This window comes from Streptomyces sp. SID10853, assembly GCF_010548145.1.
GTDB lineage: Bacteria > Actinomycetota > Actinomycetes > Streptomycetales > Streptomycetaceae > Streptomyces.
The window spans coordinates 1-13,843 of record NZ_JAAGLN010000189.1 but is presented as its reverse complement, the minus strand read 5'-3'; the positions used below and the strand labels follow the sequence as shown (position 1 = coordinate 13,843).

Annotated in this window: 10 protein-coding genes; 8 read left to right on the top strand and 2 right to left on the bottom strand. The window is 71.1% G+C overall.

Annotation, left to right across the window (positions count from 1 at the left end; all coding sequences use genetic code 11):
• The coding region (locus G3I19_RS27305; protein WP_164266376.1) for a discoidin domain-containing protein at positions 1 to 1,098 on the top strand (1,098 nt) is incomplete at its 5' end.
• Between the two features lie 115 nt (positions 1,099 to 1,213).
• Positions 1,214 to 3,556 (top strand): GH92 family glycosyl hydrolase, encoded by a 2,343-nt coding sequence (locus G3I19_RS27300; RefSeq protein WP_164266375.1) that lies wholly within the window; start codon positions 1,214 to 1,216, stop codon positions 3,554 to 3,556.
• 44 nt (positions 3,557 to 3,600) lie between these two features.
• Here G3I19_RS27300 and G3I19_RS27295 read toward each other — a convergent pair whose 3' ends face one another.
• Complete coding sequence (locus G3I19_RS27295) at positions 3,601 to 4,833, bottom strand: MFS transporter (RefSeq protein ID WP_343235222.1); 1,233 nt, start codon at positions 4,831 to 4,833, stop codon at positions 3,601 to 3,603.
• Positions 4,834 to 4,906: 73 nt separating this feature from the next.
• On the opposite strand from G3I19_RS27295, the gene G3I19_RS27290 reads away from it, so the two are divergent.
• Positions 4,907 to 5,680 (top strand): helix-turn-helix transcriptional regulator, encoded by a 774-nt coding sequence (locus G3I19_RS27290; protein WP_164266374.1) that lies wholly within the window; start codon positions 4,907 to 4,909, stop codon positions 5,678 to 5,680.
• Positions 5,681 to 5,729: 49 nt separating this feature from the next.
• Here the strand turns inward: G3I19_RS27290 and G3I19_RS27285 are convergent, their stop codons facing one another.
• Positions 5,730 to 6,146 carry an SH3 domain-containing protein gene (locus G3I19_RS27285; protein WP_164266373.1) on the bottom strand — a complete coding sequence of 139 codons (417 nt, stop codon included), beginning with the start codon at positions 6,144 to 6,146 and terminating at the stop codon, positions 5,730 to 5,732.
• 292 nt (positions 6,147 to 6,438) lie between these two features.
• On the opposite strand from G3I19_RS27285, the gene G3I19_RS27280 reads away from it, so the two are divergent.
• The 5 genes from G3I19_RS27280 to G3I19_RS27265 all read left to right on the top strand — a co-directional run.
• Positions 6,439 to 7,893 carry an SDR family NAD(P)-dependent oxidoreductase gene (locus tag G3I19_RS27280; protein WP_164266372.1) on the top strand — a complete coding sequence of 485 codons (1,455 nt, stop codon included), beginning with the start codon at positions 6,439 to 6,441 and terminating at the stop codon, positions 7,891 to 7,893.
• A 310-nt stretch (positions 7,894 to 8,203) separates the two neighbouring features.
• A complete protein-coding gene (locus G3I19_RS37015) occupies positions 8,204 to 8,374 on the top strand; it encodes a hypothetical protein (protein ID WP_266850733.1) in 171 nt (56 codons plus the stop codon).
• Between the two features lie 204 nt (positions 8,375 to 8,578).
• On the top strand, positions 8,579 to 10,966 hold the full coding sequence (locus tag G3I19_RS27275) for an alpha-L-fucosidase (protein WP_164266371.1): 2,388 nt from the start codon (positions 8,579 to 8,581) through the stop codon (positions 10,964 to 10,966).
• A gap of 122 nt (positions 10,967 to 11,088) precedes the next feature.
• Positions 11,089 to 13,161 (top strand): SpoIIE family protein phosphatase, encoded by a 2,073-nt coding sequence (locus G3I19_RS27270; RefSeq protein WP_164266370.1) that lies wholly within the window; start codon positions 11,089 to 11,091, stop codon positions 13,159 to 13,161.
• Positions 13,162 to 13,302: 141 nt separating this feature from the next.
• The coding region (locus tag G3I19_RS27265) for a wax ester/triacylglycerol synthase domain-containing protein (RefSeq protein ID WP_275402785.1) at positions 13,303 to 13,843 on the top strand (541 nt) is incomplete at its 3' end.

Sequence of the window (13,843 nt, the reverse complement as noted above, 5' to 3'; positions counted from 1 at the left end):
CTCGGCGTCCGCCGCGTCTTCAACCGCGTCACCCTGCGCTGGGAGGCGGCGGCCGGCCGCGCCTACACCGTGCAGGGGTCGGCCGACGGGCAGCACTGGACCGACCTGGCCCGCTATCCGCACCCCGACCTCACCAGCGGTGGCGGCTGGCTCTGTGTGGACGGGCGGGCCGGGCTCGTCGTACGCGGGGCGCGCAGTCCGCTCGCGGTGTACGGCGACACGGTCGTCCTCTGCGACGGCCCCGCCCAGCCGCTGCTCGTGGAGGGATACCCGTCGGCCGGCGCCGACCGCACCCGCGCGGCCGCCGCCAGGACCGCCCCCGCATCCGGCCGCCCTGACGTCCTGGTCAGCGACGCGGAGGGCTGGCTGAGCCTCTTCAACCTCACCGCACAGCCGGTCACCACCACGGTCACGCTCCCGCAGGACACCCGTTCGGTACGCCTCTATCCCGGCGACCAGCGCGTCACAGGAGCGGGCACCGCGTATGTGGCCGAACTCGGCGCGGCGGCCGCTCTGCTGGCACCCGCGCGCCTCACGCTGCGTACGTCCTCGGGCGCACGGGTCCCCGCCGGGCTGCGGGCCGAGGTGAGCGACGCGGGCACGGTACGGCTCACCGGTCCGTCCGGCCGGTACACCGTCACCGGTCAGGACGGCCGCAGCGCCCGCGTGACACTGCGGCCGGGACGCCCGTACGAGGTCAGGGTCCCCGGGGCCGTCCGCTATCCGCTCACCGATGCCGCACTGGGCAGGCCCACCTTCCCGACGGCCCCGCTCCCCGCGGGAATGTCGGACCCGGCCGCCGCGGTCGACGGGCAGAGCCACACCTCATGGACGCCGGGCCCCGGCGGCCGGATGGTCGTCGACCTCGGTTCCGTGCGGCGGGTGAGCGCGGTGCGGGCCCGGTGGACCGGCGGCCGTACCACGGCCGCGCACGCGGAGCTGAGCACCGACGGGACCGGCTACCGGCCGGCGGGTGAACTCTCCCGGCACGGCCGCGAGAGCACACTGACCGTGGACGGCTCGGCCCGCTATGTCGCGCTCGCCGTCCCCGGGTGGCGGCGCGGCGACGCCACCCTCGTCTCGCTCAGCCTCTCCTGAACAGCCTTTCCTGAAGCCGGCCTCACCTCGGCCCAGCTTCTCCCGACCCGCACGCTCCCGGCCCCGACAGCCACGTACACCCAGGTTCGCCCCTTACCCGTGGAGGTTCCCACCCATGTACTGGACACAACGGCTGCGCGGCGCAGGGACGGCCGTGGCCGCCGCCGCGCTCATCGGCGGGGTGCTCGCCGTGCCGACGGCCCAAGCCGCGGGCGCCGTGCACGGCGGTCAACTGACCGATCTGGTCAACCCGTTCATCGGCACCGAGAACGAGGGCAACACCTACCCGGGCGCCGCGGTGCCCTTCGGAATGGTGCAGCTCTCGCCGGACACCGGGCACAACACCGGCTACGACCACGCCCAGAACGAGATCCGCGGCTTCTCCAGCGTGCATATCTCGGGGGTGGGCTGCGGCCTCGGCGGGGATCTGCCGACCCTGCCGACCACCGGTGACGTCACGGAGACCGACTACGCCAAGTACGCCGCGAAGTTCAGCCACGACACCGAGAAGGCGAGCCCCGGCTACTACAAGGTCGGCCTCGACTCCGGCATCACCGCCGAACTCACCGCGACCAAGCGCACCGGGGTGCAGCGGTACACCTTCCCCGCCACCGACAAGGCCAACATCCTGCTGAACGCGGGCCAGTCACTGCACAAGACGGTCTCCACATCGGTCGAGGTCCTCGACTCCCGCACCATCCGGACCGCCATCACGGGCAGCGGCTTCTGCCAGGACACCAAGCCGTACACCCTCTACACCGTCACGCACTTCGACCGCCCCTTCACCACATCGGGCACCTGGAAGGACGGCACCGTCACCCAGGGCTCCCGGAAGTCCACCGGGACCGGCGGCAACGGCGCCTGGGTGCGCTTCGACACGTCCAGGGACCGTACGGTCGAGGCCACCACGGCCATCAGCTACGTCGACGCGACGGGCGCGGCCCGCAATCTGCGCGCCGAGGGCGGCAAGAGCTTCGACCGGGTCCACCGCGCCGCGCAGTCGAGCTGGGAGGACCGGCTGGACGACGTCCAGGCGCAGGGCGGCAGCGACACCCAGCGCCGGACCTTCTACTCCTCGCTCTACCGGTCGTTCCTCGCGCCCAACATCGGCAGCGACACCGACGGCCGCTACACCGGCTGGGACCAGAAGATCCACCGCGCCAAGGGGTTCGACTACTACCAGAACTGGTCGCTCTGGGACACCTACCGCACCCAGACCCAGCTCCTCTCGCTCCTCGCCCCGCGCGAGGAACGGAACATGGCGATCTCCGTACTGAAGATCGACGAGCAGAGCGGCTGGCTGCCCAAGTGGGGCTACGGCACGGTCGAGACGAACATCATGACGGGCGACCCGGTCACCCCCTTCCTCACCAACGCCTACCGGCAGGGGCTGCTCAAGGGGTACGAGGAGCAGGCGTACCGCGCACTCAAGAAGAACGCCGACGGCACCCCGCCCGCCGACTCGCCGGCGGTCGGGCGTGAGGCCAACGTCCAGTATCTGAAGGACGGTTTCGCGCCGTACATCAAGGACCGCGCCCATGTGAAGCCCGGAGACTCGGACTTCGACCACGGGGCTTCGGCCACCCTGGAGTACGCGCTCTCCGACGCGATGCTCGGCCAGATGGCCGGCGACCTCGGGCACACGGCGGACGCCAAGCGCTACGCGGACCGAGCCCAGAGCTACCGCAACATCTTCGACCCCTCGACCGGCTTCTTCCGCGCCCGCGACGAGAACGGGAACTTCACCGGCCCCGCCGACCCGGCGCAGGGCGAGGGCTTCCACGAGGGCACGGCCTGGCAGTACCAGTGGATGGTCCCGCAGGACCTGTCCGGCATGGTGGACCTGATCGGCGGCAAGGACGCGGCCAACAAGCGCCTCGACTCCTTCTTCGCCTACGACCAGCTCCTCGCCGACCCGGCGAAGACGGCCACCGATGTGTGGGTCAACGGCCCGTACGACTACTACAACGCGGACAAGTACAACCCGCAGAACGAGCCCGACCTGATCGCCCCGTACACCTATCTCTCCACCGGCCAGCCGTGGAAGACCACCGATGTGGTGCATGCCGCGCTGACGCTCTTCACGGACACCCCGACCGGTATGACGGGCAACGACGACCTGGGCACGATGTCCGCCTGGAACGTCCTGTCGTCCATCGGCGTCTTCCCGGTCCAGCCCGGCACCGACACCTGGGGTCTGTCGACGCCCGCCTTCCAGCGCGTCGATCTGAAGCTCGACCGCCGCTACTACCCGCACGGCGGCTTCACGGTGAAGGCGCCGGGAGCCTCGGACACCGACCGGTACATCCAGTCGGCGGCCGTGGACGGCACGGCCCACGCGAAGACGTATCTCACCACCGACGAGATCCGCTCGGGCCGCACCCTCTCCTTCGACGTCGGCGCCAAGCCGTCCGACTGGGGCACGGACGCCTCCGCGGCCCCGCCCGCCGTCCGCTGACCCGTTGAGGCTCTGAGCAGGGCCGCCGGCCCCCGCCGCTGGACTCAAGCGCCCGGGGGCGGGCGGTCGACGTCGCGTGCGGGCAGCACCCCCACGACCAGTCCGGCCACGGCCGCGACCGCTCCGGTGCCCGCCACCGCGGGCCAGCCGCCGGCCGCCCAGGCCAGCGAACCCACCAGCGACCCCAGCGCGATCCCGAGGAAACGGAAGGTGAAGTAGAGGGTGTTGAGGCGGCTGTGGATGCGCGGCTCCAGCGTGAACAGCACGGTCTGGCTGACGGCCTGACCGCCCCAGACCCCCACATCGAGCACGATCACCCCGGCCACCAGCCACCAGAATCCGGTGCCTCCCGGCAGCAGGATCAGCCACCCCGCGATGACCAGGCCGATCAGCGCCGCCAGCGCACCGCGCCGGCCGATCCGGTCGGCCAGCCGCCCCGCGTACGGCGAGAGCAGCGCGCTGGCCGCCGCGACAAGGCCGAACAGCCCGACGCCGGTCGGGCCGACGTGGTAATGCTGCTCCAGCAGGAAGGTCAGCGTGGTCCAGAAGGCGCCGAACGCGATCCCGACCAGCGCCCCCGACACAGTGATCCGGCGGACCAGCGGGTGGGCCAGGAAGAGCCGCGGCAGCGAGGAGAGAGTGGCGCGGTACGAGGCGGCGCCTGCGGCGGGCGGGACGTACGGCAGGGCCCCGCGCAGTACGAGCACCAGCGCCAGGGTCAGCAGGCAGGAGCAGCCGAACACGGCCCTCCAGCCCGCCAGTTCGGCCAGCGAGCCCGCATAGGCGCGGGACGCCAGCACCCCCACCAGCAGACCGCCCTGCACGGTGCCCACGATCCGCCCCGCGCCCGGCCCGGCCCCGCCGCCACCCGCCAGGGCCACGGCCAGCGGAGTGACCAGCTGCGGGACCGGCGACAGCAGACCGACCGCGAAGCCCGCGACGACGAGCCAGCCCAGCGAAGGCGCCAGCGCGCACCCGGCGAGCGCGACGGCCGACGCCGTACCGAGCCCGAGGATCAGCCGCCGCCGGTCGTGGCTGTCACCGGCCGGCACCAGCAGCAGGATGCCCGCCGCATAGCCGAGCTGGGTGGCGGTGGGAACGGCGGCGAGCGCGTCGGGCCCGGCCCGGAGCGAGGCCGCCGCCGCGCCCATGAGCGGCTGGCTGAGATACACATTGGCGGCCGTGACGGCGCTGGTGGCGGTGAGCAGCAGAGTGAGCCGCCCGGCCCCGGCCCCGCTCACACCGTCCTGGCCTGCGGAAACGTTGGATTCGATCACATAGGCCGACGTTAGGGCGGGCACCCGCTGGCATACTTTCTCCCGTACGCCAATGTCTATCGAGAATGCGCCAATGTACGGGAAGAGCGAGCAGCGCGACGACTACCAGTCCGTTCCCCGGCCGCTGGCCGCGATGGCCAGGGACCTGCCCGACGGCCACCACATCCCGCCGCACCACCACCGGCGCGCCCAGCTGATCTACGGCACGAGCGGTGCCATCACCGTGGTCACCCCCCATGGGGCCTGGGTGGTCCCGGCCACCCGCGGCGTCTGGGTGCCGGCCGGTCTGACCCATGAGATGAGCTGCGCGGGCGCGGTCGCGATGCGCACCCTGTACGTCGAGCCCCAGCCTCACCTGCCCCAGGAGCCGACCGTCGTCTCGGTGTCACCGCTGCTGCGCGAACTGATCGAGGAGGCGGCGCGGCTGCCCGTCGAGTACGAACCGGAGAGCCGCGACGGCAAGGTCATGGAGCTGCTGCTGCTCCAGCTGACCCCGCACCCGGTCCCGGCCCTGCATCTGCCCGCCCCGGCGGATGCGGCTCTGGAGCCGCTGTGCGCGGCCGTCGTACGGGACCCCGGCGCCCCGTGGCGTACGCAGGAGGCCGCGGCCTTCGCGCATCTGAGCCCGCGCACGCTGCAGCGCAGATTCCCGGCCGCGACGGGAATGAGCCTGGCCCGCTGGGTTCAGCAGGCCAGGCTCATTCACGCGGTCACGCTTCTCGCCAGGGGAGTGGCGGTCACATCGGTGTCCGGCGCTCTGGGTTATGCGACACCGAGCGCCTTCACCGCGATGTTCCGCCGTGCACTCGGTACCAGCCCCACCGGTTACTTCACCCCGGGGCGCTGAGCGCGCCGGGGTGCCGGACATCCCGGACGCGCTCCGCGGAAGGGGCTGATCAGCCCTTGGCGCCCTTCGGCACCGAGTTGAGCATCTCGCGGCTGCTCCGCTGGACGTCCTTGCAGTAGTTCACGTAGCCCGTGTTGTCCACGTAGCGCGCCGAGATCCAGGTGTTGGAGTCACGGAGCAGGTACCAGACGGTGTTGCCGTCGATGTTCTGGGCGCGCACCTTGCACCGCAGGCCCACCTGCTTGTGGTTCGGCAGCGAGCCCCGCACGGACGAGTCCGTGCTGGGGTACATGCGCTGGATCAGGCCGGTGGGGGAGGTGACCGTGCCATAGGGGCGCGGCGGGGCGGCCTGGGCCGGGGCGGCTGCCATGAGGGTGGCTCCGAGGGTCAGGGCGGTGGTCAGCGCGCCTGCGCCCGCGATGACGTTCCGGCCGCGGACGGTACGGAGGACAGCGGTTGTGGACAAGGGGTTCTCCTGTTTCTTGAAGCGCAATGACACTCATTGGCGCGAGTGGGACATTACGCCGCAAAGTGCCCAACGAGCGGGCGAACACGCGGTGTTGGGCCGAACGTGTGAGGCGGGATTCCGGCCGCGGCCGGGCGGCGGGGGCAGGCGGGCCGCCGGCGGGGCCTGCAGGGTGTAGGGTCGCCAGTTTTGGCTTCCCGCCCTGCTGCGTATATCTTCGTCAGTTGGTCGATGGCCGACTGCTGACCTGGGGCTCTGCTGACCTCGGGCTGGGGAACACAGAGGAACGACGATGACGGTGACAGAGGACAGCCAGGCATTCGGTCCCGGCATCGACCCGGAGCGGCTGGCTCTCTGCCTCAGCGTGCTCGACGAGCTGGAGAAGATCGAGGTCGACCACCCGGACGCCGTCGCGGTGCGCCGCGCCACCGCCGGGGTCTACCGCACCGTGAAGCAGCGCCGCCGCCAGGAGCGCCGCGCCGCCAAGACCGCCCACGACAAGGCCGTCACGGAAGCCACCGCGACCGGCTCCGCCGAGCGCATCGACGACGAGACGCAGGGTGTGCTGCCCTCCTCCCGCGCCCAGGGCGACATCGCGGGGATACTCCAGCGCCCGCGGTCCTGCTACATCTGCAAGACCCGGTATGTCGAGGTCGACGTCTTCTACCACCAGCTCTGCCGCGACTGCGCGGCGGAGAACCGTGCGCGCCGCGACGCCCGTACCGACCTCACCGGCCGGCGGGCCCTGCTCACCGGCGGCCGGGCCAAGATCGGTATGTACATCGCGCTGCGGCTGCTGCGCGACGGCGCCCACACCACCATCACCACCCGCTTCCCGAAGGACGCGGTCCGCCGCTTCAAGGCGATGCCCGACAGTGACGAGTGGATCCACCGCCTGAAGGTCGTCGGTATCGATCTGCGCGACCCCGCCCAGGTCGTCGCCCTCGCCGACTCGGTCGCCGCCGCCGGCCCGCTCGACATCCTGATCAACAACGCCGCGCAGACGGTGCGCCGCTCCCCGCAGGCGTACAGCGAACTGATCGCAGCCGAGACCGCGCCCCTGCCCGCGGGCGAGCTGCCCTCGTCGCAGGTCATCGGCGCCTTCGGCAGCGGGGCGCAGGTCTCGCTGCCCAGTGCGCGGCCCGGTGGCCTGAGCGCCCAGGACGTGGCCGGGCTCGCGCTGGTCACCGGCTCCGCCTCGCCCGCGCGGATCGAGGCGGGCACCGCGATCGACGCGGGCGGACTCGTGCCCGATCTGCACGACACCAACAGCTGGATCCAGACCGTCGATGAGGTCGACGCGGTCGAGCTGCTCGAAGTCCAGCTCTGCAACTCCACGGCGCCGTTCATCCTGATCAGCCGGCTGCGCCCGGCGATGGCGGCAGCGGCGGCCGGCCGGACCTATGTGGTGAACGTGTCCGCGATGGAGGGCGTCTTCAGCCGCGGCTACAAGGGCGCCGGCCACCCGCACACCAACATGGCCAAGGCCGCGCTGAACATGCTGACCCGCACCAGCGGCCAGGAGATGTTCGAGTCCGACGGCATTCTGATGACCGCGGTGGACACCGGCTGGATCACCGACGAGCGCCCGCACCCCGACAAGATGCGCCTCGCCGACGAGGGATTTCACGCGCCGCTTGACCTGATCGACGGCGCGGCCCGGGTCTACGACCCCATCGTGCGCGGCGAGGCGGGCGAAGACCTGCACAGCGTCTTCCTCAAGGACTACGCCCCCGCGAACTGGTAGGGGCGCCGGCTCTTCCCGGCGGCCTCCTTCCCGGGGTGCCGCCGGGCTGATTCGAGCCGATGATGGCCGGATGGAAGTCCCTCTGAACGGAAGGCAAAGAAAACTTGGCCATCCGACTGTCCTCCCTATCGAGCGGAACCCCGCTCATTTGGTTACTCTGATGCGGACGGACAGTCGATGGGGTTCCACCAAATCTCTCGTCCCGTCCTGGGACAGGCACGCACCACGGCCGCGGTCCCGCCAGGAAACCGGCGCCACCGCGTCCGAACTGCCCCTGTCCATGCGGTTACGCGACACAAAGGAGTGCGCGGTGACATCAGAGACCATCACGAAGCGCGAGCAGCGCCCGGCAGAACGTACCGGGACTGTCCGGCCCGAGAAGCTCCTCAATCTCGACGTCTGGGCCAGGTCGGCCCCGATCCGGCTGGCCGGCTACGAGGACGACCTCGCCGAGCCGCACATCCTGCAGGGGATCGACTGACCGACCGCTGCACGCACGCCCGACGGCCCGCTCCGCACCCGGAGCGGGCCGTTCGCGTGGTGCCGGGCGGGTGTTTCGCGATGGAAAGCGAGCCAGGCATCCGATGTCTGGTGGGAGGTTATTTCCCGGGTTATTCCTCTGGGCGGCTTTCTGTGCTGCCGGGTGTATTGACAGGCACTCGTCATGCTCCAATCATCGGACCTCATGACCGAACTTCCAAGACGCCATGTACTCGGAATGACGGCGGGGGCGGCAGTCGGCGCCGCCCTGCTCGCCCCGGCCACGGCCGACGCGGACACCGGCACCCCGGGGGCCCGGCCTCCCGGTGCGGCAGCGGCGGCCCCGGCCGCACGGACGAAGGGCGGCTGGGGTGCGGTCCCGGCCGCGGTCCCCGTACCGCTCGACCAGTGGTACGACAACGACGGCATCGATACGGCGGACGCCCGCGGCGGCGACTTCGACGGCTCCGGCTACACCTTCCCCGGTGAGGAACTGCCCTCCGGTACCGTCCAGTTGAACGGCATCGCGTTCGATTTCCCGGCCGCGACCGCCGGGGCCAAGAACAACATCGTCGCCCTCGGGCAACAGCTGGACCTGCCCAGGGGGCGGTATCTCTCGGGGTCGTTCCTCGTCGCGTGCAGCTACGGGGAGGCATCCGGGCAGGCGACCCTGCACTACGCGGACGGCTCCACCGCCACCGCCGGCCTCGGCGGACCCGACTGGTACACCGGCAGCGGCCCGCTCTCCGCCCCCTACCGCTACACACCGTCAGGCGAGAAGGACCAGCACCAGGTCGCCATCGGGCTCTCCGAACTCGCGGTGGACGCCACCCGGGAGCTGGTGGGGATCACCCTGCCGAAGACCGGTCCCGCCGAGGCGGACAAGGCGGCACTGCATGTCTTCGCCCTCTCGCTCCAGCCCGCGGCCGATGGCCGGGCGCTGACGGTGCGGGACGCCCACTCCACCACCGCCCTGCTCGACTCGGGTGCCCAGAGCGTCGAGGCCACCGTCGTGAACGCGGGCACGGTCGCGGTGCTCGGTTCCGATGCGCTCACGCTCTCCGTCGACGTCCAGGGCGCCCGTACGGTCGTTCCCGCGCGCGTGCCGCGACTCGCGCCAGGTGACCAGGCGAGGGTGCGGATCGGGATCCGCAGCAAGCCAGGGGTGAAGCCCGGCACCGCGCGCGACGGCCGGGTCGTGGCACACGGCCGAGGGTCCGACGCGGCCGCGGCGGCGAGCAGGCTCACCCTCGGCGTACCGGAGTTCGAGGCCACCGACGCCTCGCTCTCCACCCACCGGGCGCCGTACTGGTTCCAGGACGCCAAGTTCGGGATCTTCATCCACTGGGGTGTCTACTCCGTGCCCGCCTGGGCGCCGGTCGGCAAGCGGTACGCCGAGTGGTACTGGAACCAGATGCAGGACCCCGGCAACCCCACGTACGCGCACCACCGCGACGTCTACGGCGAGAACTTCAACTACGACGACTTCATCCCGCGGTTCACGGCGGAGAAGTTCGATCCGCGCTCCTGGGTCGAGCTGTTCCGGGACGCAGGCGCGAAGTACCACGTCCTCACCTCCAAGCACCACGAGGGCTTCGCGCTGTGGGACACCAAGGTCTCCGACCGCAACGCCGTGCAGATGGGCCCCAGGCGCGACCTGGTCAAGGAGCTGTTCGACGCCTCCCGCCGGTACGCGCCGGAGCTGCACAGGGGGCTGTACTTCTCGATGCCCGAGTGGTTCAACCCGGACAACCCCTGGAGCGGGGACCTCTACCCGCCGCGCAACCCGTACACCTTGGAGCCCGTCCCGTACACCGGCTACACCGCGGGCAAGGACTACATCAAGGACTACCAGGCGCCGCAGATGCTGGAGCTCATCCACAACTACGACACCGAGCTGCTCTGGTGCGACATCGGCGGGCCGAACGACAGTCACCGGGTGATGGCCGAGTACTACAACAACGCCAAGGACCGGGCCCGGCCGATCGGGGTCGCGGTCAACAACCGCTCCGGCATCGGACCGCACGACTTCACGACCCCCGAGTACACCACCTACGACCAGATCGTCACCGACAAGTGGGAGGCCAGCCGGGGGCTCGATCCGTACAGCTACGGCTACAACCGGGCCACCCCCGACAGCATGTATATGTCGGCGGAGGACATCGTCCACACGATCGTCGACACATCGAGCAAGAACGGCAACTTCCTGCTCGACATCGGGCCGCGCGCGGACGGCACCATCCCGGAGATCATGCAGACCAGGCTGCGGCAGACCGGGAAGTGGCTGGAGGTCAACGGCGAGGCCATCCACGGCAGCACCTACTGGGCGCGGATGCCGCAGCTCGGTGACGATCTGCGCTTCACGGTCCGGCCGGGCAAGGCGTTCTACATCCACTCGCTGGTCCGGCCGGGTGCCACGCTCACCGTCGGGGCGCCGGTGCCGGTCCGCAGCGGGGACAGGGTCACCATGCTCGGTTACCGCAGGCCGCTCACCTGGCGCACCAAGGGGGACAGTCTCGTGATCGACGTACCCGCGGGGGCGCGCTCCGCCGGTGAGTACGCCTGGGTCTTCCGGATCGAGCAGAGCGGGTAGCCGCCGCGCCAGGTCCGGGGGCCCGGACCTGGTCCCCGCCCCTCGGTGGGAATCAAACAAGTGTTCGGCAATGGAAGGTGAGACCTCTCGAAGAATTGGACAAACCATGACAGAGTGAGCGCATGGTTGAACGGGCACAGGGCGCCCTGTCGCTACCGTCGGACTGGCCCGCCCACCCGGATCTGAGCCTTGCCCTCAACCGCATGGGCAGCTTCGACTGGGATCTCGACACCGGGCTGATGCACCTCGATCAGGCCGCCCTCGACGTGTTCGACCTCTACGCCGACGAGTACGACGGCCGTCCCGAGACGCTCTCCCGCCGGGTGCCGCCCGACGAGTCGGGCCGGCTGGACGCCATGGTCTCCCAGGCGCTCAAGAGCGGCGCCACCTTCTATGGCGCGTACTTCCGGATCCGCCGCCGCGACGGCGCTCTGCGGTGGACCCATACGCAGGGCGTCGTCCGGCGCGATGTCTCCGGCCGCCCGCACCGGATCATCGGCATCGTCCGGCACGCGGCCCAGGAACTCGCGGACGCCTCGGTCCGCGTCGCCATGGACGACGAAGGCCGCCGGAGAACCAGCGTCGTGGCCGGCACGACAGCGGCCCTGGCCCACGCCAGGACCGTCCAGGACGTCACCGATGTGCTCAACGACTCCCGGGGACTCGAATATCTCGGCGCCACCAGCGTGGTCATGGGGCTCGTCGAGGGCGGCCGGATCCGGCTGGTCGCGGACGGGCCCGAGGGAAGCTTCGTGCCCGGCACCCGCTACACCCGGGTGGACGAGCAGTTCCCGATGGGTGAGGTGATCCGCACCTTCGCGCCCCGCTTCATCGAGTCCGCGCACGACTTCGCCGTCTCGTACCCCCGGCTCTGGCCCCACATCAAGAGCCTCGGCATCACCTCCGCCGCCTATCTGCCGCTGATCGCGCAGGCCAGGCCGATCGGCGCGATCGGGCTGCTCTACCGCGACAAGGTCGGCTTCAGCGCGGAAGAACGGGACCTGCTGATCGCGCTCGGCAGCTCCATCGGCCAGAGCCTCCAGCGCGCGATGCTCTACGAGCAGGAGCACGACCTCGCCCAGGGGCTCCAGCAGGCCATGCTGCCGCGCCGGATACCCGAGGTCACCGGCGGACAGGTCGCGGTCCGCTACCGCTCCGCCGGGACGAGCCGTGACATCGGCGGCGACTGGTACGACGTGATCCCGCTGCCCAGCGGCAGATTCGGCATGGTCATCGGTGACGTACAGGGGCACGACACCCACGCGGCCGCCGTGATGGGACAGCTGCGCATCGTGCTGCGGGCGTACGCGGCCGAGGGGCACAGCCCGGCGACCGTGATCGCGCGGGCCTCCGACTTCCTGCACCAGCTGGACACCGACCGCTTCGCTACCTGTCTGTACGCCGAGGTGGACCTGGCCACCGGGGTCGTCCAGCTGGTCCGCGCCGGACACGTCGACCCGCTGCTGCGGGCGCCCGACGGGACCTGCCGCCGGGTGCCGGTGGACGGAGGGCTGCCGCTGGGGCTCTCGGCCGAGTTCGGCCGGCTCGACTACCCGGTCGCCACCCTGGAGCTCGACCCCGGCCACACCCTCCTGCTCTTCACGGACGGACTGGTGGAGGAGCCTGGCGCCGACCTGGGGGACGGGATGCGACGGCTGACCAATCTGGTCAAGGCGGGCCCCCGGGACCTCCAGCTCCTCGCGGACCAGCTGTGCGAGGTGGTCGACGACTGGGGCGGCACCGACGACGTCGCGCTGCTCCTGCTGCGCAGACACGGGCTGGAGGCCCCGCAGAGCGGCGGCAGGCTCCAGCAGCGCGTGGCGCAGTCCGACCCCGAAGCGCTCACCGCCGCGCGCCACATGGTCAGGGCGGCGGTCAGGGCCTGGGGTGCGGCGGAGCGCGCCGACGACATCGAGCTGGCCGCCGACGAGCTGATGACCAACGCCCTGATGCACACGGAGGGCGGGGCGGTGATCACCCTCAGGGTGCTCTCGCGGCCGCACCGCAGACTGCGCGTCGAGGTCGACGACTCGTCGAGCGCGCTGCCGCGCGTGCGGGACGCGGCGGAGACGGAGGTATCCGGGCGGGGGCTGATGCTGGTGGAGCGGCTCACGGACCGGTGGGGGGTCGAGTCACGGGGCGGCGGCAAGTGCGTCTGGGGTGAATTCGCGGTACCGGACAGGACGTCGGTCTGATGGATACTCGTTGGTAACTGTCAGTATCGAGATCACACTTGACCGTAACTGACCACGGAGTCCGACTGCTGTACCCGGGTGTCTGCCGACGGCATCGCAGCACGGGAATCGGCACCGGCTCCCGACGACATCGAGGATCTGTTGAGCTCCGAGCTGCTGGCCCCGCTTGACCTCGCGTTCTGGCACCTCGAATCCGCCGAGCACCCCATGCATCTGGGGGCCCTCGCGGTGTTCGGGCCCGGTGCCGCTCCCTCCCCGGATCCTGGGGAGGTCATGGACCTGCTGGCGGAGCGCGCCGCCGCGATCCCCCGGCTGCGGATGTGCGTGCGCCCCGTGCTGCTGCCGCTCGGCGGCGCCGCCTGGTCCGAGGACAGACACTTCGACGTACGCCGCCACGTACGGCATGCCGTCCTGCCGGACGGTGACTTCGCCGCCGGGGCCAACCGGCTCGCGGGCGAGCTGATGGAGCGGCCGCTGGAACGCGGGCGCCCGCCCTGGGAGATGTACGTACTCACCGGGCGCGCGGGCGACCCCTTCGCGGTCCTGGTCAAGCTGCACCACGCGCTGGCCGACGGGATGCGGGCCGTCGCCATCGGCGCCGGGATCTTCGACCAGATCGCGGGCGGGCACGGCGCGGGCGGCAGGCGGCCGCGCCCGGTGCAGCCGCGCTCCTGGCTGCCGG